This window comes from Janthinobacterium saanense (genome assembly GCF_014200675.1).
Classification (GTDB): domain Bacteria; phylum Pseudomonadota; class Gammaproteobacteria; order Burkholderiales; family Burkholderiaceae_D; genus Janthinobacterium.
In genome coordinates this window covers 22,179-43,764 of record NZ_JACHCI010000022.1, presented here as the reverse complement: position 1 = coordinate 43,764, position 21,586 = coordinate 22,179, and the positions used below count along the sequence as shown (strand labels likewise).

The following is a 21,586-nucleotide window of genomic DNA, read 5'->3' as shown; positions in this document are numbered from 1 at the left end:
AAAGAAGACGCGGCGCGCGCAGGCAACACCCGACACGCGCCGCGCCGCAACATCAAGCCACGCGGTTGGCGGCCAGGTCCCAGCCGCCCGAGGTATTGCCACCGGCGCCGCCCGTCACTTTTTGCTGCGTGTATTTCCATTTCACTTTCGAGAACTTGAAGCCCACGTGCTCGCCCAGGATGTCGCCTTCTTCCACGTTGGGCGTGACGGCGCCGATCAGCACATTCTCGATCTCGATTTCAAAGTACTTGACGCGCTCGCCCTGGCCATCGGCGCGCATGAATTCGAAGCGTGCCTTGGGGATGGTCTTGCCGGCCGAGCAGGTCTGCAGCAGCACCGGCGAGGCCAGGTCGGCCAGCTTCGAGATCACGATATCCTTGTGCTCGCAGCGTTCGGCCGTGTGGCCGCCACCCGTCGACGCCGTGGCCGACTTCGGCTGCTCCACGCTCCAGCTGACCGATTTGCACTCGATCCAGTCCTTGTGCTTGTCATCGGTCGATTCGCCCTTGATACCGTCTATCTGCAGATATACATCGATTGCCATGTTGTGCTCCTCTGGTTGAAAGATGATCCCGGGGGATCAGGAATTGGTCGACTTCGGCAACTCCGCGACCAGTCGGAGCGAAACGGATAATTCATCGAGCTGGAAATGCGGCCGCAGGAATGACACAGCGCGGTACACGCCGGGCCGGCCCGGCACTTCATGTACCTGCACCGAGGCTTCGCGCAGCGGGAACTGGGCCTTCTGTTCCTGGCTGGCGTTATCGTCGAGCAGCACATAAGTCATCAGCCAGCGGTTCAGAAAATCTTCCACGTTCGACGCGGCAGCAAAACTGCCGATCTTGTCGCGCATCATGGCCTTCATGTAATGGGCGATGCGCGAGACGGCAAAGATGTATTGCAGCTGCGACGACAGCACGGCGTTGGCGTTGGCCGCCTCGCTGTTGTACTTGCGGCTTTTTTGCGCCGACTGCGCGCCGAAGAAGGCGGCGTACGCCGTGTTCTTGCAGTGCACCAGCGAAATGAAGCCCAGGTCGGACAATTCTTTTTCGCGCCGGTCGGTAATCGCCACTTCGGCCGGGCACTTCAGGGCCACGTCGCCATCGTCCGTCTTGAAGGTATGCGTGGGCAGGTCGTCCACCAGGCCGCCGCCTTCCACGCCACGGATGGCGGCGCACCAGCCATAGTCGGCAAACGCGCGCGTCAGCTTGCTGCCGAAGGCATAGGCGGCGTTACACCACAGGTATTTGTGATGGTCGCTGCCATCGACTTCCTCGACAAAATTGAAGCCTTCCACGGTGGTGCCGTCGGCCGGGTTGAATGGTAACCGGCCCAGGAAACGGGGCAAGGTCAGGCCCACGTAGCGCGAGTCTTCCGATTCGCGGAAGGCTTTCCATTTGACGTATTCGACGGTGTCGAAGACTTTCGCCAGGTCGCGCGGCTTGCCCAGGTCGCCGTAGCTTTCCAGGCCAAACAGTTCGGGTGCGGCCGAGGCGATGAACGGCGCGTGGGCGGCGGCGGCAATATGCGACATCTGATCGACGAAATACATGTCTTCGGGCTGGCGCGAGATGGCAAAGTCGCCCAGCAGCGCGGCAAACGGGGCGCCGCCGAAGGTGCCGAATTCCTCTTCATAGATCTTCTTGAACATGCAGCTCTGGTCAAATTCCAGCGCAGCCTGAAAATCCTTCACCAGTTCGCGCTTGGTGGCGTTGAACATGCGGATCTGCAGGCGCGTACCGGTGTCGGAATTGCGCACCAGGTAGTGCAAGCCCGTCCAGCTCTGCTCCAGCTGCTGGAACGGCGCCGCATGCATCACTTCACTGAGCTGCGCTGAAATCAGGCGGTCGATTTCCGCCACGCGCGCGTCCAGGGTGGCCGACAGGCTGTTCGACATCAGCACCGTGCCATCGAGCACCTGCGCCACCAGTTCCGAGATCAGGTCACGGGCGCGCGCATGTTCGGTACCGGACTTGGCGACCCGGCTTTGCTCGACGATCTGGTCCAGCAAATCGGTGGTGGTGGAGACGACAGCGGCGGCTGGCGCGGCTGCATTCACTTCTGCCTGGGCGTTCATCTCAATCCTCCTGCACAGGCAGCAAAGGCTGCAAGGTCGCCAGGCTGTCGGTGTTGTTGAGCACCTCCGTCAGCAAGTCTTCCAGTTTGTCGTTACCGGCCAGCTTGTTGCGCAGGTCGGCCAGCTTGGTGCGCGCGTCTAACAACTTGCGTAAGGGCTCGACCTGCTGCACCACCGATTCGGGGCGGAAATCGGCCATCGTGCGAAAGTGCAGCTCCACCGGAAAATTGCCGCCTGCCGCGCTAAAGCGGTTCTGCACGGCGAAGCGGGCCACCGGCTCGACGCCAGCGAGCACTTCATCGAAATTATCCTGATCGATGGCGACGAACTTGCGGTCTTTCAGGCGCTTCTTCTCGCTATCCGGATTACCGCCAAAGTCGCCCAGCACACCCACCACAAAGGGCAATTCCTTGTTTTCAATCGCGTCGCCGATTTCGACGTCATACGTCATTTGCACGCGCGGCGCACGGATCTTTTGCAGGCGCTTCTGCACACTTTCAGACTTGGGCATATCGTTTCCTTCGCAAAGTAGATAGAGAGGGCGCAGCACGGGCGCCAGACACGCAAGCGGCCGCCTATTTCAGGCCGCTGAACGGATCGGCCGCACCCTGTGTGGGCGCGCCTTTTGCCGCTGGCGCGGCCGCTGCAGGGCGTTTTACCGCTGGCGCTGCCGGACGCTTGGCCGATGGCAGCAGCACGTCTTCGCCGATGCTGGCGCGCAGCAGCTTGGCCAGTTCCTGCGCTTCCGAACGCAAGGAACCATTCAAATTGTTTTGCCGCGACAGGTCAGCCAGGGCCTTGCCAGACAAGCGCAAGCCACTGACGGCGACGATGCTGTTGGCGACCTTGTCCTCGGGATCACGCTCCAGGGCTTCCAGCGCATCGACGATCGCGTCGCCGTAGTGGGCGCGGTCAAACTTCATTTGCGCCATCTGCAGCCACGGCGCCTTATCCGACGGATACGCCGTGCCGCTACCTTTGAGCAGGGCTTGCGCCTTGTCGTACTGGCCGGCCCGGACCGCCGCATCGGCTTCGCTCAGCATTTGCGCCAGGGTGGGCACGGGAGCCGGCTTGGGCGCCTGCGCGGCCGGCGTGGTACAGGCGGTCAGCACCAGGGCGCCGGCCAGACAGGCAAGGCGGGGCAACATCGAGGTCATGCTACGGGGCAAGCGGGCGACTGGCTTCATCTGTCCATTCCTTCACGTGGAGGACGCTACCGCTAGGAAAGATGGGCCGCGTCGTGGTGAGGGCCATTATTAACTGCGCTGATTTTTGCCAAGTTGAGGATGATCAGCAAAGAAGAAGTTCCACTCAACAGCCTAGTCTAAGTATGACAAACCTGATCTGGCGCAGTAATAGCAAGGATCGCAGGCGGCTTTTGTCTCAGCGCAAGTAGCTTGCAGCGGCATGCGTTTAAATGGCAGCACGACTTTCTTTCTGCAAAGGCCAAGCCGCCATGCCTGTTTCCCACCCTTCCCCTTGGCGCACTTGCAGCGCGATTTTACTGATTCCCTTGCTGCTGGCCGGCTGCGCGGGCGGCGCCATCGGCAGCCTGGCCAGCACAGCACTCCAGATGGCGGGCATCAGCAAACCACCGCCGCCACCGGAACTGCCGGACGCGCAAAAACCGCCGCGCACGGTCAGCATCCGCCTGCATGCGGGCCAGCGCCTGAACACAGACCCGCAAGGCCGGCCGCTGGCGCTGGTGGCGCGCATTTACAAACTGCGCCAGAAGAGCACTTTCGAACAAGCGCCGTACGACAGTTTTCTCGATGCAGAAAAAGAAAAACAGGTGCTGGGCGCCGACCTGATGGAAGTCAAGGAAGTGCTGCTGGTACCCGGTCAGCGCTACGAAGTCCAGGAAAAAGTCAGCAAGGAAGCGTATTTCATCGGCGTCGTGGCGCTGTTCCGCGCACCGGCCCCGCAGCGCTGGCGCGCCACCTTCGGCGCGGCCGAAGCGGAACGCAGCGGCATCACGGTGGGCCTGCATGCCTGCGCCATCAGCACGGACGGTGGCGCAGCCTTGTCGGCAGTGCGCTGCGAGTGACAGTAATAGTAGTCCAGATCAAGCAGTCATCCAGGGAGAATAGTATGAGCATGGCAGCGAAAGTCCTGTGGGGCGAGGGCCTGTTTTTGCGGCCCCAGCATTTCCAGCGCCAGGATCAGTATCACGAAGCGCGGCTGCACCATACGGCCAGCGCCCTGCACCCTTATCTGTGGGGCGTGGCGCACATGGAATGGGATACGGAAGCGCTGAAAACCAATACCTTGCGCCTGCACGCGCTGTCGGCGATTTTCCGCGACGGTGAAGTGTTCGATGCAGCCGGTGACGGTGCGCCAGGCGGCGACGCCCTGCCGCCAGCGGTGGACCTGTCGGCACTGCCGCCAGCGATGCAGGAAGTGACGTATTACGCGGCGCTGCCAGCCGTGAACCGCGAAGGCGCTAATTATTCGCCGCAAAATTCGCCGCAAGCGGGCGACGCGCCAGCCCACACCCGCTTTGTCCATACCCTGCGCGCCACGCCCGACTTGTTTACCGAATCGGCCGTGGCCGACGTGGCCTATCTGAAGAAAAACCTGCGTCTGATACCCGATAGCGAGTCGCGCGGCTCCTACGATTGTTTGCCGCTGATCACGCTGCGGCGCACGGTGTCGGGTGGCTTCGAAGCCGTGCCGTCCTTCATGCCGCCCATCCTGGCGATCGCCGGTGCGCCGCGCCTGCATGGTTTGCTCGAACGCCTGCTCGACGCGCTGCAAGCCAAGGTCGACGCCCTGCATGGACACCACCGCGAACCGAGCCGCAACGTGATCGAATTCCGCTCGGGCGATGTGTCCTCATTCTGGCTGCTGCATACGATCAGCACGGCCGCCGCCGGCTTGATGCACTACGCGCGCCACCCTGCGCTGCACCCTGAGCGCCTGTACGAAGCGCTGCTGGCATTGGCCGGTGGCCTGCTCAGCTACTCCAAGCACTACACGCTGGCCAGCCTGCCCGCCTACGACCATGCACAACCTGGTCCCTGCTTTGCCGCCATCGACGGCATCATCCGCGAACTGGTCGACACGGTGATCTCGTCCAAGTATTTTTCCATCGCCCTGCTGGAAGACAAACCGTCTTATCACCTGGGCAAACTCGATTCGGGCAAGATCGACCAGCACACCACCTTGTACCTGGCCATCCGCGCCGCCATGCCGGCCATCGAGCTGGTGGAAATCGTGCCGCTGCGCGTAAAAGTGGGCGCGCCAGATGACGTGGACAAATGCGTGCTGTCGGCCATGCCCGGCGTGAAGCTGTCGCACGCGCCGCAAGTGCCGGCCGCCATCCCCGTGCGGCCCGATACCTATTATTTTGCGATTGAAAACCGGGGTCTGCTGTACGAGCAGATGCTCAAGGCGCAATCGATTTCGGTGTATGTGCCAGCCGGCATACGCGATTTACAACTTGAACTGATCGCGGTGACAGCATGAGCCAGCTCATCGAACGGCGCGCCGCGCCATCGCTGCTGGGCGGGCGCGGCGGCGCCCCTGCCAATGCAGGCGCCACGCGTCAAACCGGCAGCGCCCTGCTGGACCTGATGCATGAAGGTTTTTACATGCTGTTCATGCTCAAGCATGGTTCGGCGCCCGGCGATGAACAGGGTTTCATGGACAGGATCACCGCCTTCCTCGAGGACTTCAGCCGCGAGGCAAAAAAGATCCGCGCCGATGGCGACGATATCGAGGCTGCCAAATATGCGTTTTGCGCGGCCGTCGATGAAATCATCCTGGCCTCGCCATTCACCATCCGCAAACAGTGGGAACGGCGTCCGCTGCAGCTGCTGATCTTTGGCGACCAGCTGGCCGGCGAACATTTCTTCGACCGCCTCGACGCCCTGCGCGGCAAGGGCGCCATGCGGGTGCAGGCGCTGCAGGTTTTTCATATGTGCTTGCTATTGGGCTTCCAGGGCAAATATGCCAGCGAGGGCAGTGAAAAACTCAGCTATCTGACGGGTCGCCTGGGCGATGAAATCGCCCACATCAAGGGCAAGAGCCGTGGCTTCGCGCCACGCGCCGACCGTCCCGACCAGGTGGTCAACAAACGCCGCAGCGACGTGCCGCTGTGGGCGCTCACCAGTGTCTTCGCGCTGCTGGCCATCTGCGCCTACCTGGGCCTGAAAACCCATTTGACGGGCAGCACGCAAACCACCCTGGCCGCGTACGCCGACCTGGTAAAGCTGGCGCCCAGCCCGGCGCACCTGACGATCACTTTACCTTGAATCTGAGCCCCCTCTTTATTGGGCAATCCTGAACTCGATGCGCCGGTTGCGCGCCCGGCCATCGGCGGTGGTATTGGCCGCCACCGGACGGTCCGGGCCCTGGCCGGACGCGATCAGCATCTCCGGCTTGATGCCCTTCGTCGCCAGATAGGTGCGCACGGCTTCGGCGCGTGCCTGGCTCAGGGCCAGGTTGCTGGTGCGCAGGCCGGTATTGTCCGTGTGCCCGATCACCTCCACCTTGCGCTCCTTGAGCTTTTGCATCACGGCCGCCATCTCGTCAAGGATGGCCAGCCCGGCCGGCGTGATGCTGGCCTGGCCGCTGTCAAATTCCACGATGCGCTTGTCCAGGGCTGTGTCCAGCAGCCCCTGCTCCGAGGCGCTGACGCGCAAGCCGTTGTTGACGACGTAGGTGGGATTGAGGCTGGTGGCGATGTCGCTGGCGATCTGCTGGCGCTGGGCCTCGTTGGCCACCTCGCCGCGCACGCTGACGTTACTGCCGGCGATGCTGATCTGCCCGCGTGAAATCAGCTTCAGGTTGGGCGTGATCAGCTTTTGCACATAGGCGTTCCAGTTGGCCGGCACGGCCACGTTGCCGATGGCGATCTGGTCGACCACCCGCTCAGCCCCATACAGCTCGCGCAGGCGCGCCAGCACGGCCGCCTTGGACGCTTCATCGGCCAGGGTGCCCGTCACCAGGATTTGACCCGGCAAGGGTGTCACGGGCGCCGGCGCTTGCGCGCAGGCCAGTGTCCAGGGTAAAGACAGGAGCATGGGAAGAATCAGGGATTTCATCATCATCCTTCAGGCAAAAGCGTCGGTAAACATGGCGCAGGCCGAGCGCAGCGACAGCTGCTCCTGCTGCAGACAGGATGACAAACGGCGCAGGGCCGCATCCTGCTCCAGCTGGCCATCGACCCAGTCCAGCTGGTCGAACACGATCAGGCGTTCACTGGCCGCCTGCGGGTCGATCAGCGCGCGCAGGGTATGCGGATCGGCGCCGCAAAAGCCGATCACCAGCACCGGCGCTTCATCGACATGGGCAAAAAACAGCGCCAGCTCGAATTCGCCCTGGCGCAAAAAGGGCGTGATCAGATGCAGCCAGAAACTGGCGACCAGCTCGCGCTGCTGTTCATCACGCGGCAGCGGCAGCACCAGGCTTTTTTCCAGGCGTGGACGGCCGCTGCGGCGCACCGGGCGCAGCAGCAGTCCCAGCCCCAGCAGCAATTCGCGCACCGTCACGGGAAAGGCCGGCGAGGCCAGCATCGCTTGCAGCTCGCGCAGCGTATGCGTTTGCAAAAAGCCGGCCAGTTGCGCCGCGTGGCAGGCGGCGCCGGGATCGATTTCCACCACATTGCCGGCCAGCGCCAGCAATGCCGGCGCCGGCTCGGTGCTGGCCAGGATGCCCGCCGACAGACGCTCGCAACTGCTCCACAAAGGCGATAGCACCAGCGGGCTGCACACCACGAAGCTGTCGGCGTCATCGATTTCCAGCGCGCTCATGGCCATGAAGGGAAAGCGGCGCTGCGACTGGTCGCTGCTCGCTTCGATGCGGCCGGCGATGGCGCGCCGGCTGCGCGTGCCGACAAAGGCAAAACGCAGCGGCGGCAAGGCGTCGTAATTGAGTTTCCAGCGTGGCGCGGCCGTCAGCGCATTCATCACTTGCGCCAGCCAGTCGTCGAGCAATTGCACCAGCGCGTGGTTGTCGGCCGCCTTGATGAAATCACCGCGCGCGGGGATCTTGCCGAAGTAGCCGAGACGCACCTGCTGTGGTGGCCGCGTCATTTTGCCTCCCCTGCTGCAGCGACTGCGATGGCCGGCGCAGGGGCGCCGCCGACGATGGTTTCCGGCAGCTTCATGCCGCGAAAGCCCTGTTCCTGCACCACCGTGTCGGCGCCCGCCCCCGTGGTTTCGGCGCTGCTGGTGATCTTCAGGTCCAGCGCCACGACGACCTCGCCGCGCGACCAGCGTAATTCAAACACGCCGCCGTCCTTGCGCTTCTTGGCGGCCGCGTCGATCATGCGCTTCAGGCCGAACTGGCCCGCTTCGTTGAACAGTTCCACCGTGCGGCCGTCGAAGGTCACGGCAGTAATTCTGGCACCGGCAGCGCCCTGCGCACTCGGGTGTACCATATTCGTCCACTGCGCCGGCGTGTTGCGGTAGCGTAGCTGCTGGCCGTCGACTTCCACCGTGTATTCCAGCGTGCCGGGCGCCGGCGACGGCAGTATCTGGAACACGGTTTGCGCCGCGCTGGAAGTGGCCGCCACGCCGCCCGCGCCCAGCGGCGCTATCCAGCCGGGAAAACGCGCCACCATCTGCGGCGACAGATTGATGCCCATGTCGGCCCAGGTGCGCGGCGCCAGCATGTCGCCGCGCCGCACCACCAGCGGACCCATCGAGGTGGTGACGAATTTCGCCACCAGGCCTTCCGGACCGAAGAACTGGCCAATTTCCAGATTGCTGGCCTCGATGCGCGCCGTGGGCGCAAACGGATATTTATTTGCCAGCGAACGCTGGAACGGTTCATACACCTGCGCCGTCCAGGTCTTGTTCACTTCCAGTTCGGCCGGCGCCACGATGACGGCAAAGGTCTGCGTCAGCGGGCGTACCAGGATGGGACGGATGGCCAGTTTTTGTGCGTCGCTCATGCCCGTCAACATCTGCTCGTCGACCAGTTTCAAGGCGTCGGCCAGCTCCGAGCCGGCGCCTTCCAGCGTCTGCTGCATGAACTGCTTGGCGCCCGGCCCCGCATCGCCCTGGTTTTTCAGCTGGTTCAAGCGGCTGCGCAGTTTCGACAACGCTTCCAGGTAAGAACGCATCAAGGAAGCGTCCTGCCCTTGCGCGGCCACCAGCTTGCCCACGCCGGCAAATTCGCGGCCCACTGGTCCCATCGGTTTATCCAGGCGCGCCGGATCGATCTGCGCGTTCAGGCCGGGATTCGAGGTCAGCTGCGATGGCGCGCGGCGCAGCACGGTTTCCTTGAACCAGGCGATGATGCCCCGCTCGGCCTTGCGCAGTTCCGCATTCTGCAGGGCCGGATTGTCCCACGAGGTTTCCTGGTATATCGTCGTCAGCAGCTTGGCGATCGGCGACGATTGCGGGTCGCCCAGCCGGTTCATCGCCTGCACCGCGCCGTCAAAACCTTTCAGGTCGGCGATGGCCACGCCCTGCACGAATTTTTGCCATTCGCGCGCATAGTCGGCCTTGTACAGCGCCACCAGGTTTTTCTCGATCTGTTCCGGACTGCCTTCCAGGGTCAGGTCGTCGGTCGACGCGCTTTTCAAGACCCAGTCGGCGCTTTGCAGTTCGCGGTTGGCGGCGTCGCGGAAGGCGCCCTCGACAAATTTCTCCCAGGCCTGGCGCGTGAAGGCGCCGGAAATCGCATGACTGCCGGCCAGCAGCGCCTGGTCCTGTTCGCCGACGATGCGCGCCACCGTCACGCCGGGAAACCGGGTCGAGGCGCGCGCCTTGATGTCGGCGTACACGCGCTCGCGGGCCGGCATGCCGCGCACCACGCGGCGCAGGTTTTCACGCGCCTGGTCGACCAGCGCCAGCTTTTGCGTGATGCGCGGCCACGACGGGTCGTTCACCTGCGCCAGGTAAAACGTCATCAGCCGCTCGGCGCTGCGTATCATCTGCTCGCGCGGCATGGCGCCCCGGTTGCCTTCCAGCCAGCCACGCCAGAAACGCGTCATCTGGTCGTTCAGATGGCTGCTTTCGGCATGCGTTTTATCGGCCAGCATCAGATAGGTTTTCAGCGCGTTGTAGCCATCTTCCACGTTGGTCGGCGACGCCGCCTGATATGTAGCGCCTGTCGCCGGGCGCGCTGCCTCGGGCGTGCGCGAAGCCGGCTGCAACTGGTCGGCGCTGCCATTCATTTCCGCCAGCAAGCCTTCCAGTCCCGCCACCACCGGTTCGAGCATCACATGCCGGGCGCCATTGAAATATTCTTCGCGCAGCTTGCGTTCGAGCAAATCGCCCTGATACAAGCCCATGCGCAAGGACCAGGGACGCTGCGTGCGGTAAGCCTCCAGCTGCTCTATGCGGTCCTGCAAGATTTCCAGCGCTTCGAGCCGCGATTGCAGGTCCAGGCGCTGGTCTTGCAGCCGCACCACCTTGTTCAGGTCGGCCTCGACATTGGCCACCAGTTGCCGGTTGCCCAGGTAAGACCAGCTCCAGGCGCCCAGGCTGCCGCCCAGGGCCACGGTGGCGGCAAAAAACACGGCATACTTGAAGCGTTGCTTGGCCCGGCTGGCATAGTTGGCCACCAAATGCTTGTCGGCAAAAATCACCTTGCGAAACAGGTCGAGCAAAAAGTAACCGTGCTGGCGCTGGCCGGCTGGCGTGGGGACGGGCGCGAAAGCCAGGTCGAAACGGCGCGCCACCTGCTGCGACGAGGCGCTGACGGGCTCGCCTTCCTGCAAGGCGCTGGTCAGATAAAAGCCGCGGAACACGGGCTGGAACTGAAACGGATTTTCTTCGAACAGGGTGGCGATGAAAATGCGCAAGGAATTCTTGATGGCGGCAAATTCGAGTGGAAAAGTAAACACGCCGGGCGCCATGGTCGTGCGTTGCCGATGCGCCATATTTGCCAGGCTCAGTTCCGTCAAGCCATCGTGCAGCTCGTCGAAACTCTGGTCGAAAAACGTCAGCAGCTGCTGCGTCGGCAACTTGCGCTGATAGGGCATGGTGGCGCCCCAGGCGCGCTCGCGTTCGCTGCGCTCGGCATCGGCGAAAAATTCCGTGAAGCCGGCGATCAGGTCGGCCTTGGTGAAGACGATATACAGGGGCGCGAATACTTCCAGGCGCTCGATCACATCCTGCACCCGCTTGCGCAAGCTGCGCGCCAGTTGCATGCCGGCCTCGGGATCGCCGCTCAGTTCGGCAATGCTGACGGCGACGATGATGCCGTTGATGGGCGCCTTGCGCCGGTATTTTTTCAGCAGGTCGAGAAAGCCGAACCACTCGCCACGGTGTTCGTCGACCACCGAATAGCGGCCCGCCGTGTCGAGCACGATGCCATCGGTGGTAAAAAACCAGTCACAGTTGCGGGTGCCGCCCACGCCTTGCACGATCTTGCCGTCGGCGAAGGGAAATTGCAGGCCCGAATGCAAAATCGCGCTGCTCTTGCCGGCTGCCGGGTTGCCGATGATCATATACCACGGCAATTCGTACAGGGCTGCCGCGCCCGACTTCAAGCCCAGCTTGGAACTCTTGATGGTGTCGATCGCTTCAAGCATGCCGGCGCGCAAGGTGTCGAGTTCACCATGCTGCGCGTGCTGGGCATGTTGTGCCTGGGCAGCGTTGGCGGCGGCGATTTCAGCCTGGTTCAAAATGGCCTGGCCCAGCGCCTGCGCATCGCGCCGCGCACGGCGACGGCGCAGCAGCCAGAAACCCAGCCATGCCAGCAGCGCCAGCAGCAGCAAGGCCAATGCCCAGATCAGGGCTACTTCCAGCAGCTCGGCGCCCAGGTAGAGGGACAGGGCCAGCGCCACGAAAGCAATAATGGTCAGATGGCGGCTATCAGTGAGGAAATTCCAGATTCGTCGCAGCATGGTAGTCCCAGGTAAAGGTCGGGATAGCGAGGTAGTCGCATTGCAATAACGGACCCGGCCCATGCTGACAGCAATAAAGCACGTGTTTCTTGACTTGCAACAAGCATCGGGAAACCATCAAAAACGCGGTGGGCGCCGTGATTGACGCTGCGCAAGCATGCGGCCGCCAGCAGAAAACACCGCCACGGCGCAGGCTAGAATGGCTGGCGCAGCGCAGGATTCATTACTTGCCCAGCACGCCGGGCTGGCGCAGTTCCGTATGGCCGAAATCCATCATGGTCCAGCGCCCGCCCCAGCGCAGGCCCACTGATTCAGCCGTCACGCCATACAAGTGATAACCGCGCATGGCCCAGGCATTTTTTTCAGAAATGATGAGTTTTCCTTCGTGCATGAAAGCGCAATCGGCCGCCAAGCCGTACTGGTGATAGCTTTGAAAAGCCTTGGCATTCGTCACCTGCGGTCCGGCTGCGGCCAGCAAGTTTTGCCGCGCAGGACTGCGATAGCCTTCCAGCAAGACCATGTCGTAGCCATGCATTTCTTTCATGATCTTGAACACCAGCAGCAAACGCTGCGCGTAATCATGGTCGAGCAATTGCCAGTTGCGGCTGGCGCCGTCGAGCATGGGACGCAGCTGGGTCACTTCCGTCGTCGTAAAAAACAGCGGCGGCAAGGTCGGTGGCGGCACCAGCTGTTCGCCGCGCAGCAAGTCGCTGACCTGCTCGTTGATGGCGTGCTGCTGGTCGCTATAGCCGCGCAAGGCGATGCGGTCGCTGGACAGCCAGGCCAGCAGCGGTGGCGTCACGATCAGCAAGGCGCCCGCCAGCGACAGCCAGCGGTGCCGCAGCAGCAAGCGCCAGCCCTGGACCAGGCTGCTACCCGTGTCGCGCTGCAAACGCTGCCATTGCGCGCCGCCGCCATGCTGCAGACGTTGCGCGCGCCGCTGCAAACGCCAGCCCAGGTTGACCATCGCTTGCAGCAGCAAGGCGCGGCCCGCCGGAAACACGAATATCCAGCAAGCAAAACAGGCCAGCAAGAAGTACATCAGGACCAGGGCGATGAACATGGGACGCTCCGTGTGGGGATGGGCGCGATGGCGGTGCATCAGAGGAAGTCAGCAGCGTTGCTGTCTGGTATCACGCAATCGTAGGCGCGGACGCGGCAGTCGGGCGCGGTTTACATCAAGCTTCGATTCAATCCGGAGGTAGTATTGTGTCTTCATCAAAATCCAGGGGCAGCCGTCCATCGGGTCCCGATCTGCTGGGCAAATCATCGATGGCGGCCGAAGGCCAGCGCATCCTGTCGCAGCTCGAGCATGGCGTGGCGCCGCCCGCAATGGCCGCCCCGTCAGGCCAGCGCCCGGCGTGGTGGCGTCCGGCGGGCGCCGCACTGTGCGTAGTGCTGGTGGCGCTGACCTTGCTGATCTTGCTGTCCACCCGCAGCGGGGAAGAGAACGAGCCAGCCGCCCCTGCGCCCATACCTACCGCCGTGCGCGTCCCCACACCTGCCCCGGCAACGCCTCCAGTTGCCCCCGCCACGGCCACCATCGTCAATCTGGCGCCACCAGTACCGGCCCCAGCTGTCGCCGTGCCTGCCGTGAAGGCAGCCGAACGCAAGGCGACGGTTCCGGAGCGCAAGGCGGCCGCACGGGCGATCCCATCAAAGCCGCTGCCAGCAGGCAACAGCGATGGCGACGTCGCCCTGCTGACGGCCATGGTGGCCCATGCGCACCGGCAAGATGGTGGACGCGCGGAGCCGCTGCGCGACGTGGTCGTGCGCAAGGAAGAAGAGGAAACTGTCAGCCTGCTGCAGCGCTGCAAGCAGCTGGGCCTGATAGAAGGCATGCTGTGCCGCTCGCGCATCTGCTCCGGACGCTGGGATAGCGATCCCGCCTGTCATTAAGATGGCGATGGCGACAAATGCGGCGCCGCATCCATGCGGCCCAGCAAAAAGCCGGCCATCAGCGCCAGCAAGGCTTGCGGCTGTTCCTGGTGGGGCGTGTGGCCGCATTGCTCCACCATCGCTGGCACGGCGTTCAAGGCCAGGCCCACGATGGTCTCGACTTGCTCCGCACTGCCATACTGGTCTTCACTGCCCTGCACCACCAGCGCCGGACATTCGATCGAAGGCAGCAGGTATTCGATATTCCAGAAGCGGAAGCCATAGCTGAGCCACGTATCGCACCATGCCTTGAAGATGGCTTGTGTCTTGTCGCCATGGTATTGGACCAGCGCGTCCAGCTTGCCTGCACCAAACGCCAGCTCGGCCTTGCGGATGCCATCGAGTGTCATGCCTTCCACGAAGACATGGGCCGCCTCGGTGATGATGCCGCGCAAACGTGGCGCTTGCTGCGCAGCATAAATCAGCGCGATGCTGCCGCCATCGGAATGGCCGATCACAAAATGGTCTTGCCCCGGTATCAGCCACTCCAGCACTTGCGGCAATTCACGCAGCGCGTAATCGTGCAGGTAATGCAGCTGGCGGCGCGCCCTCAACGGCGACGACAAGCCGTAACCGAGCCTGTCATACAGCAAGCCGCGGCAACCCGTGGCCAGGCACAGCTGGGTGGGAAAATCTTTCCACATGGCGCAGCAACCGAGGCCCTCGTGCAGGAACACCAGGCAGGGCTTGGCCGGATCGCCCTCGATCAACTCGTAATGGATATCGTCTTCGGCGCTCAGGTTCAGTATCGGCATAGGCTCAGACTAAGGGGGCTGGATCGACAGGAAAAGCTTGCCTATTGTGCCATTTTCCTGATGCTTGCGCCTGCCGCAACGATAAAAATAGCCCGCCGGAAATTGCATCGCGCGCGGCTTGCAGCATGTTTGCGCAAGCACAAATGCACACCGTTTTTCGCCAGGCAGCCGCCCCAATTCGGCGAAGTACGCGCCTAGAATGAGACTCCTTGCAGATAGCGCAAGCGGCTTCCTTATCAGCCGGGACGCGACACCAGCCGTCGCCATTCCGATAGGGCGTCCCGTCGCGGACGATCTGCGCGGCGTCCACACTATCGATCAGGAGTACATCATGGAAATGAAAGTAGAAAACAAGGGTAGCGACCAAGAGCAGGAAGTCACCGAGCAACCCGAGGAACAGGAAAGCAAAAGCGCAAAAGGCGCAGGTGCTGCCGCAGGCGCTAACCTGAGCGCCGCGTCCTTTACCACGTTTTACACGTGGACTGCCAACGGCGTGATCCATCCGGTGAATTTTGCCAACGCCAACGTGAAGGCCAACTCGCGCGTCTTCGTCAACATCAGCGAATACAGCACGGATGCCCAGCACCGCTTCATCGGCGCCGCCCGCATGGCCGTGTACAACATCGCACCGTATGACGGCGGCTTCCTGGCCTGGGTAGAAATCTCCTGGGGCAGCCCGCTCAAAGTCCGCTTCGACGTCTTCGTCGATCCCTGATACGGGGAACAAACGGCATAGCAATCAGCGGCGGCACGCCTGAGAAGGCTGCGCTGGCTTGGCGCATCAGCCGTATGGGTATCGAAGGGAACTGCAGGCTGCGCGCACCCAAAAAACCGTGCGCAAAAAACAAAAGGGCCACGTGTTGCCACGCGGCCCTTGCTGTTTTTGCTGCTTACTACATGTTCTGGCTCCCCGACCTGGACTCGAACCAGGGACCTGCGGATTAACAGTCCGTCGCTCTACCAACTGAGCTATCAGGGAAGTGAGGCCGAATTATATACGCCCATAATTAAGCTGTCCAGAAGCAATCACTATTGCGGCAAAAAACCTGGCGCTGATGGGAGACTCACGCACTCAGGCACCCTCGCCTGGCGCCACATTGGCAATCACCCGCCTCAGCAGGCTGACCAGTTGATCGATTTCGCCTTGCTCGAAACCGGCCAGTGCTTCGCGATTGCCCTGGAACAGGATCTCGCGCGCCGGGCCCAGCAGAGCGGTGGCTGATTCTGATAAGGAAGTCAGGCTGCTCCTTCCGTCTGCCGGGTCCGGTTCGCGGTGGATCAAGCCGTCGCGCTCCATGCGGGCGAGCAATTGCGCCATCGATGGCTGTTCCACGCCGGCGATGCGTGCCAGCTCTTTTTGCGATAGCTGCGCGCCATCCTTTAATGCCACGAAGACGGGCAACTGGCCGATCGCCAACCCCAGGCTCTTCAGGCGCGTATCGGATAGCCGGGCCAGCGACCTGGCCGCCTGGGAAATCAGCTTCGACGCCACGACTTCGGTTTCCCACGAGGCGAGTTGTATCGGTGAATTTTTCATTTGCATTGGTGCCTATGTATATGCATAATATCCTATATATTAACCCATACGGAAGCACATCATGCAGAACACTCCCTCTATCGCCATCATCGGTGGCGGCCCCGGCGGCCTGACTCTTGCCCGTATCTTGCACTTGCACGGCATCAAGGCGACCGTATTCGAGCGCGACGCGCACGCGCTGACACGGCCGCAAGGCGGTTCGCTGGACATGCATTCCGAGACGGGGCAGCGGGCCCTGCAACTGTCCGGCTTGCATGATGCGTTTCAAGCGCTGGCGCGTTATGGCGACCAGGGCAACCGGGCCTACGCTCCCGACGGCACGCTGCTGTTCGACGATCCCAATCCTGACGGCGACCAGCCGGAAATCGACCGCAGCCAGTTGCGCCAGATCCTGCTCAACGCCCTGCCACGCGACTGCGTGCGCTGGGACCAGAAAGTAGCCGCCTTGCGCGCCCTGCCCGATGGCCGCCATGCACTGGCCGGCGCAGGCATCGAGGGCGTAGCTTTCGACCTGGTGGTGGGCGCCGACGGTGCGTCATCCATCGTGCGGCCCCTGCTCTCCAGCGCCCGGCCGGCCTACGAGGGCGTGACCATGTTCGAATTGGGTATCGATGATATCGACCAGCGGTATCCGGCGCTGTCGGCGCTGAGCGGCCATGGCAAGATGTTTGTGAAGGGCAGCAACACCTTGCTGGCGGCCCAGCGCAACAGCAACGCCCATGTGCGCCTGTATGCCGCCGTCCGCATGCCGCTGGACGCCGTGCGCTCGTACTCGACGATCTCGGCAGAAACCAAAACGTGGCTGGCCAACATCTTTGCCGGCTATGCGGCGCCGTTTCGCGAGCTGATTGAGGTAGGTACTTTACTGGCCGTGCGGCCCATGCTGGCGCTGCCGGTCGGACACCGCTGGTCCAACCAGCCGGGCCTTACCCTGATCGGCGATGCGGCGCACCTAATGTCGCCGTTTGGCGGTGAAGGCGCGAATGGCGCTATGGCGGACGCGGCCGACCTGGCGCTGCTGCTGGCGCGCGGCGGCGACTGGCGCGCAGCGGTTGCCGCTTATGAAGCAATGATGTTTCCCCGTGCCGAAGCAGCTGCGTTCGGCGCCGGGCAAGGCTTGCAGGGCGCCGTCGCCGAAGACGATCCCGACCACGTCGCCCGGCATATGCAAGAAACCGTCAGCCTTCGCCCAGATAGATAAACTTGAACAGGAAGATGGCGGCGATGATGTAGGCCACGGCGGAAACCTGCTTGCCCTTGCCCGTCAGCAGCTTGAGCACCGCGTAAGTAATAAAACCGAAAGCCACGCCGCTGGCGACCGAATAGGTGAATGGCATCATCAGTGCCGTGATGGCGGCCGGGATGCTTTCCGTGCTGTCGTCCCAGTCGATGAAGGTCAGTTCGCGCAGCATCAAACATGCCACATACAGCAGTGCGGGCGCCGTCGCGTACGGCGGCACGGTGTGCGCCAGCGGCGCAAAGAACAAGCTGGCCAGGAACAGGATGGCGACCGCGACGGCCGTCAAGCCCGTGCGGCCACCGGCTTGCACGCCAGCCGCGCTTTCCACGAAGGCCGTGGTGCTCGACGTGCCCAGGCAGGCGCCGGCAGCAATCGCCGTGCTGTCGGCCAGCAAGGCTTTGTTCAGGCGTTCCATCTTGCCGTCTTTCAGCAAGCCGGCGCGGTTGGCCACGCCCATCAGGGTGCCCGTCGCATCGAATAGTTCGACCAGGAAAAACACCAGCACCACGTTGACGATGCCGAACGACAAGGCGCCCATGATATCGAGCTTGAACAGGGTCGGCTCTATGGCTGGCGGCGCCGAGACGACGCCGATGAAATGATTGCCGCCAAAGAAAAAGCTGGCCACGGTAATGGTCAGGATGCCGATCAGGATGGCGCCCGGCACTTTCAGGCGGTCCAGCGCGACGATGATGAAAAAGCCGATGATGGCCAGCAGGGGCGCCGGCTGGTGCAAATCGCCCAGGGCAATGATGGTGGCCGGATTGGACACCACCACGCCCGCGCTTTTCAGCGCAATAATCGCCAGGAATAGCCCGATCCCCACCGTGATGGCGGTGCGCAAGGCGGGCGGGATGCTGTTGATGATCATCTCGCGTATCTTGAACAGACTGACCAGGATGAACAGGCAGCCGGAAATGAAGACGGCGCCCAGCGCCACTTCCCAGCTCATGCCCATGCCTTTGACGACCGTGTAGGAAAAATAGGCGTTCAAGCCCATGCCCGGCGCCAGCGCGATCGGATAGTTGGCGTACAGGCCCATGATCAGGGTGCCGATGGCGGCGGCCACGCAGGTGGCGACGAACACGGCATCCTTGGGCATGCCGGCGTCGCCAAGGATGCTCGGATTGACGAAGATGATGTAAGCCATCGTCAGGAAGGTGGTCAGGCCGGCCAGCAGCTCGGTGCGCACGCTGGTGCCGTTGTCCTTCAGTTTGAAATAGCGTTCCAGGAACTGCATGAGGTAGCCCTTGTTGGTTGATACGATTGAGCTTACTTCGGCACGCTGGCAGGCTTGAAGGCCCACCAGCGGCTGCCGGCAAAATTCCAGATCAGGCCGATGCCCGTGGCCAGCACCTGCGCCAGCCAGTAATACCAGCCGGCCTGGTGTACCAGCAACCACATCAAGCCCGTATTGATGCACCAGCCTATGCCCAGCAAGCTGAAATATTTCGTGGCGGCCTCGCCATGGCCCTTGTCGCTCTTGAAGGTAAAAAAGTAATTGAGCACATAGTTCACTAGCGAGCCCAGGATATACCCGAGGCCGGAAGCGAGGGCGGCGCTGATGGCCAGCCACTCGACGCCTCCCCACAGCACGGCATACTGGACGGCGGTACCGGAAGCGCCTACGGCGGCGAAACGCAAGAATTGGTGATGCAGGGAATGAGACATAAACTCTTTATATGACGGGGACAAGATTCCAGTGTGAATGAAAAATGGCTACGATTGCTCGTAACCATTTTTCAGCCTGCATTTTACTGCAAGTTGCTCGCAACGCGCCCATCGCGACCTTGTCACCGGGTCAAACACACCCTCACAAAATGATTGCAAAAGATGGCTGTGCGTGTAAATATTAATAGTATGGCAAATTCCCGAGCCGCGACCCAGTATGCGATTGCGTATTCCAGCCATCCTCAAAAATGATCGGAGCATAGGTGAGCACCTGTTTCCCTTTTGCAGCGGCCCTCGCTGCGCTAGCATCCCCTTACCAATTACGCGAGCAAAGCATGGGCGATGCCGTCGATGACGCTTTCGCAGCCGCGCTCTACCGCTCCACCCGCAGCGATTTATTGCAGATACCAGGCGATCCCTCAGTGATTGAGCAACTGATCAGCATGCAGCAGCGCGCACAAACCATGGCGTATCAGCACAGCTACCCGCAAGCGGCCTACCTGATAGTGCAACGCGACGCGCAAGCCATAGGCAGAGTGATACTGCAGCATCACAATGCCGTACTGCACATAGTCGATATCGCCATCTTGCCACAAGCGCAGCAACATGGCGCCGCCAGCGCCGTATTCGGACAGTTGCAAGCACTGGCGAGCAGGCAAGGGCTGCGTATAGAGCTGGCCGTCAACAAAAGTAATCTGGCGGCGCGCCGCCTGTACCAGCGGCTGGGATTCCAGTTGCACGGCGAAGATGAGGTACAAGAGCATTTGCGCTGGGTTCCAGCATGATGAGGAGCACCTTCAACGCGCGCCCCAGCACCTGGCTGCAATTACCGCTATCGTTCGACGTAAGGCAGATGCAGCGCGATAGCAGCCAGTTTATTGCCGGCGACTGGATCAAGCACTTCAATACCGGCGCTTATGAATATGGCTGGAGCTGCGTGCCGCTGCGCTCACCCGGTGGCGAGGCTGCCCATATCGTGCCGATCAATGAGGCGCTCTATGCAGATACGCCGCAGCTGCTCCGTTGCCCTTATCTGCGCACAGTCATCGACCAGTTCCGGTGCAACGCCGGCGCCGTGCGCCTGATGGCCCTGGCGCCGGGCGCCGTGATCCACGCGCACCGCGATGCCGGCACGGCGCTGATGGATGGCTTGACGCGCATCCACATCCCCATCCAGACCTCGCCACAAGTGCTGTTCAGCATCGATGGCGAGAGCGTCCATTTCACGGCCGGCCACGCCTGGTATATGGACGCCAGCTGCCTGCACGCGGTAGAAAACCGCGGCATGGCGCCGCGCATCCACCTGGTGATCGATTGCCTCACCAATGCCTGGCTGCAAGCGCTGTTCGCGCGCGCCGGCTTCGTGCCGAAAGCGGCCGCCAGATACGGCGACCCCAGCATCAACGACGGCAATGTGCACGCCGTCATCACGCAATTGCGCGCCTCTGCCACACCGGCCACGCAAGCCATGGCCGACCGTCTGGCGACCCTGGCCCAGGGCTCGGGCACATGAGCGTGCCGCATGGTCTTGCCCTGCAAGAACGCCTGATGAACAAGGGGACAGCAGTGCCCTGGCAAGCCGGCATGGACATGTCCGGCTGGTATCCGGTGAGCGTGGCGCATGGCGCAGACGCTATCGACGTCCATTGGCGCGATATGGGAGAAACACGCTTCAGCGATTCCTTCTTTGAAAACACCCTGGCCCGCCAGCCGCGCGAACAGCGCCGGACCTGCCGCACGCCGCTGGCGGCCTTGGCCCAGTTCAACGATGGACTGCCGCCCGACGCCTTCATCTTCCACGTGTCGCGCTGCGGCTCGACCCTGCTGACGCAAATGCTGGCGACACTGCCGCACTGCGTGGTGATGTCCGAGCCGCCCATTATCGATGCCTTGCTGCGCCTGCACCACGACAGCAGCACCATCGACAGCATCGCCCTGCTGCGCTCAGCCATGCTGGCGCTGGGCCAGCGCCGCTTCGGCGACGAAAGCCATTACGTGATCAAATTCGATTGCTGGCACATCCACAGTCTGGACTTGATACGGCAGGCGTTTCCCGGCACACCCTGCCTGTTCCTCTACCGCGAACCGCAAGCCGTGCTGGCCTCGCACCAGCGCCAGCGCGGCCCGCAAATGGTGCCCGGCATGCTGCACCCGGCCCTGCTGCCGCTGCCCGACCATGCTCTCGCCCCGGGCGACCTGGACGGCTACGCAGCGCTGGTGCTGGCCAGCCTGTACGCCGCCGCCCACCATCATGCGGCAGCGGGAAAGCTACTATTGATCAACTACCAGCAGTTACCGGATATCGTTTTCAGCGATGTGCTGCAACGGCTGGGCATCGGCCCCACGACCGGACAACTGCACGCGATGCGCGAGCGCAGTGGCAGGCACGCGAAATATGGCACGGTCTTTCACGGCGACCAGCACGGGGCAGCGGCAGGCCCGCTGAAGGCAATTGCCGCCTCGCTGCAGCCGGGCTACGCGGCGCTGGAAGCGTTGCGCATACGCCATACGCAACAGCAGTCCCGGCAAGATCTTTAATTGCACCCAAGTAATGCCGACT

General features: G+C 62.5%; 21 protein-coding genes and 1 tRNA gene. 9 read left to right on the top strand and 13 right to left on the bottom strand.

The features are described from left to right. Positions 1-52: 52 nt before the first annotated feature. The 4 genes from HDE72_RS23185 to HDE72_RS23170 form a co-directional block, all read right to left on the bottom strand. Positions 53-544 (bottom strand): Hcp family type VI secretion system effector, encoded by a 492-nt coding sequence (locus tag HDE72_RS23185; protein WP_034750126.1) that lies wholly within the window; start codon positions 542-544, stop codon positions 53-55. 36 nt (positions 545-580) lie between these two features. Next, positions 581-2,077 carry a type VI secretion system contractile sheath large subunit gene (gene tssC, locus HDE72_RS23180; protein WP_183746537.1) on the bottom strand — a complete coding sequence of 499 codons (1,497 nt, stop codon included), beginning with the start codon at positions 2,075-2,077 and terminating at the stop codon, positions 581-583. Position 2,078: 1 nt separating this feature from the next. Beyond that, on the bottom strand, positions 2,079-2,588 hold the full coding sequence (gene tssB / locus HDE72_RS23175) for a type VI secretion system contractile sheath small subunit (RefSeq protein WP_183746522.1): 510 nt from the start codon (positions 2,586-2,588) through the stop codon (positions 2,079-2,081). Positions 2,589-2,652: 64 nt separating this feature from the next. Next, the gene (locus tag HDE72_RS23170) at positions 2,653-3,264 is read right to left on the bottom strand and encodes a tetratricopeptide repeat protein (protein WP_260176881.1); all 612 of its coding nucleotides are present in this window, start codon (positions 3,262-3,264) and stop codon (positions 2,653-2,655) included. Positions 3,265-3,533: 269 nt separating this feature from the next. On the opposite strand from HDE72_RS23170, the gene tssJ reads away from it, so the two are divergent. From tssJ to icmH, 3 genes are read left to right on the top strand one after another with little or no spacing between them, the layout of a single operon-like run. Beyond that, complete coding sequence (tssJ, locus tag HDE72_RS23165) at positions 3,534-4,124, top strand: type VI secretion system lipoprotein TssJ (protein WP_183746509.1); 591 nt, start codon at positions 3,534-3,536, stop codon at positions 4,122-4,124. 44 nt (positions 4,125-4,168) lie between these two features. After that, positions 4,169-5,545 (top strand): type VI secretion system baseplate subunit TssK, encoded by a 1,377-nt coding sequence (gene tssK / locus HDE72_RS23160; protein WP_183746506.1) that lies wholly within the window; start codon positions 4,169-4,171, stop codon positions 5,543-5,545. Beyond that, positions 5,542-6,333, top strand: a complete 792-nt coding sequence (icmH, locus tag HDE72_RS23155) for a type IVB secretion system protein IcmH/DotU (protein ID WP_183746489.1) — start codon at positions 5,542-5,544, stop codon at positions 6,331-6,333. The genes tssK and icmH overlap by 4 nt, the downstream gene beginning before the upstream one ends. A gap of 15 nt (positions 6,334-6,348) precedes the next feature. On the opposite strand, the gene HDE72_RS23150 is transcribed toward icmH, so the two are convergent. From HDE72_RS23150 to HDE72_RS23135, 4 genes are all read right to left on the bottom strand, one after another. After that, positions 6,349-7,104, bottom strand: coding sequence for an OmpA family protein (locus HDE72_RS23150; protein ID WP_260176880.1), 756 nt, complete (start codon positions 7,102-7,104; stop codon positions 6,349-6,351). Positions 7,105-7,134: 30 nt separating this feature from the next. Then, the gene (tagF, locus tag HDE72_RS23145) at positions 7,135-8,115 is read right to left on the bottom strand and encodes a type VI secretion system-associated protein TagF (RefSeq protein WP_183746482.1); all 981 of its coding nucleotides are present in this window, start codon (positions 8,113-8,115) and stop codon (positions 7,135-7,137) included. Continuing rightward, positions 8,112-11,885, bottom strand: a complete 3,774-nt coding sequence (gene tssM / locus HDE72_RS23140; protein ID WP_183746479.1) for a type VI secretion system membrane subunit TssM — start codon at positions 11,883-11,885, stop codon at positions 8,112-8,114. Before tssM ends, tagF begins: the two co-directional genes overlap by 4 nt. 223 nt (positions 11,886-12,108) lie before the next feature. Then, positions 12,109-12,948: a M15 family metallopeptidase gene (locus HDE72_RS23135; RefSeq protein ID WP_183746461.1), complete on the bottom strand. Its 840-nt coding sequence runs from the start codon at positions 12,946-12,948 to the stop codon at positions 12,109-12,111. Positions 12,949-13,094: 146 nt separating this feature from the next. On the opposite strand from HDE72_RS23135, the gene HDE72_RS23130 reads away from it, so the two are divergent. Continuing rightward, positions 13,095-13,784: a hypothetical protein gene (locus HDE72_RS23130; RefSeq protein ID WP_311735278.1), complete on the top strand. Its 690-nt coding sequence runs from the start codon at positions 13,095-13,097 to the stop codon at positions 13,782-13,784. Here the strand turns inward: HDE72_RS23130 and HDE72_RS23125 are convergent. Then, positions 13,781-14,578: an alpha/beta fold hydrolase gene (locus HDE72_RS23125; protein WP_183746458.1), complete on the bottom strand. Its 798-nt coding sequence runs from the start codon at positions 14,576-14,578 to the stop codon at positions 13,781-13,783. The two genes, HDE72_RS23130 and HDE72_RS23125, sit on opposite strands and share 4 nt — an antisense overlap. 331 nt (positions 14,579-14,909) lie before the next feature. Here HDE72_RS23125 and HDE72_RS23120 point away from each other — a divergent pair, with 331 nt between their 5' ends. Continuing rightward, complete coding sequence (locus HDE72_RS23120) at positions 14,910-15,293, top strand: hypothetical protein (protein WP_260176879.1); 384 nt, start codon at positions 14,910-14,912, stop codon at positions 15,291-15,293. A gap of 188 nt (positions 15,294-15,481) precedes the next feature. Here HDE72_RS23120 and HDE72_RS23115 read toward each other — a convergent pair. Together HDE72_RS23115 and HDE72_RS23110 are read right to left on the bottom strand one after the other, a co-directional pair. Then, positions 15,482-15,557: transfer RNA gene (locus tag HDE72_RS23115), tRNA-Asn, on the bottom strand. A 93-nt stretch (positions 15,558-15,650) separates the two neighbouring features. Beyond that, positions 15,651-16,115, bottom strand: a complete 465-nt coding sequence (locus HDE72_RS23110) for a MarR family winged helix-turn-helix transcriptional regulator (protein ID WP_183746455.1) — start codon at positions 16,113-16,115, stop codon at positions 15,651-15,653. A 61-nt stretch (positions 16,116-16,176) separates the two neighbouring features. Between HDE72_RS23110 and HDE72_RS23105 the strand changes: the two genes are divergently transcribed. After that, positions 16,177-17,316 carry an FAD-dependent oxidoreductase gene (locus HDE72_RS23105; protein WP_183746452.1) on the top strand — a complete coding sequence of 380 codons (1,140 nt, stop codon included), beginning with the start codon at positions 16,177-16,179 and terminating at the stop codon, positions 17,314-17,316. Here the strand turns inward: HDE72_RS23105 and HDE72_RS23100 are convergent. Both HDE72_RS23100 and HDE72_RS23095 read right to left on the bottom strand, forming a co-directional pair. Continuing rightward, a complete protein-coding gene (locus HDE72_RS23100; RefSeq protein WP_183746448.1) occupies positions 17,294-18,595 on the bottom strand; it encodes an NCS2 family permease in 1,302 nt (433 codons plus the stop codon). The two genes, HDE72_RS23105 and HDE72_RS23100, sit on opposite strands and share 23 nt — an antisense overlap. A 32-nt stretch (positions 18,596-18,627) precedes the next feature. Further along, entirely contained in the window at positions 18,628-19,026 is a 399-nt protein-coding gene (locus HDE72_RS23095) for a GtrA family protein (RefSeq protein ID WP_183746445.1), read from the bottom strand. 263 nt (positions 19,027-19,289) lie between these two features. On the opposite strand from HDE72_RS23095, the gene HDE72_RS23090 reads away from it, so the two are divergent. Genes HDE72_RS23090 through HDE72_RS23080 form a run of 3 tightly spaced genes read left to right on the top strand, consistent with a single transcriptional unit; the run spans position 19,290 to position 21,564 of the window. Next, on the top strand, positions 19,290-19,811 hold the full coding sequence (locus tag HDE72_RS23090) for a GNAT family N-acetyltransferase (RefSeq protein ID WP_183746442.1): 522 nt from the start codon (positions 19,290-19,292) through the stop codon (positions 19,809-19,811). Continuing rightward, positions 19,808-20,539, top strand: coding sequence for an aspartyl/asparaginyl beta-hydroxylase domain-containing protein (locus HDE72_RS23085; protein WP_183746439.1), 732 nt, complete (start codon positions 19,808-19,810; stop codon positions 20,537-20,539). Before HDE72_RS23090 ends, HDE72_RS23085 begins: the two co-directional genes overlap by 4 nt. Next, positions 20,536-21,564 carry a sulfotransferase family protein gene (locus HDE72_RS23080; protein WP_183746436.1) on the top strand — a complete coding sequence of 343 codons (1,029 nt, stop codon included), beginning with the start codon at positions 20,536-20,538 and terminating at the stop codon, positions 21,562-21,564. The genes HDE72_RS23085 and HDE72_RS23080 overlap by 4 nt, the downstream gene beginning before the upstream one ends. Positions 21,565-21,586: the final 22 nt, after the last annotated feature.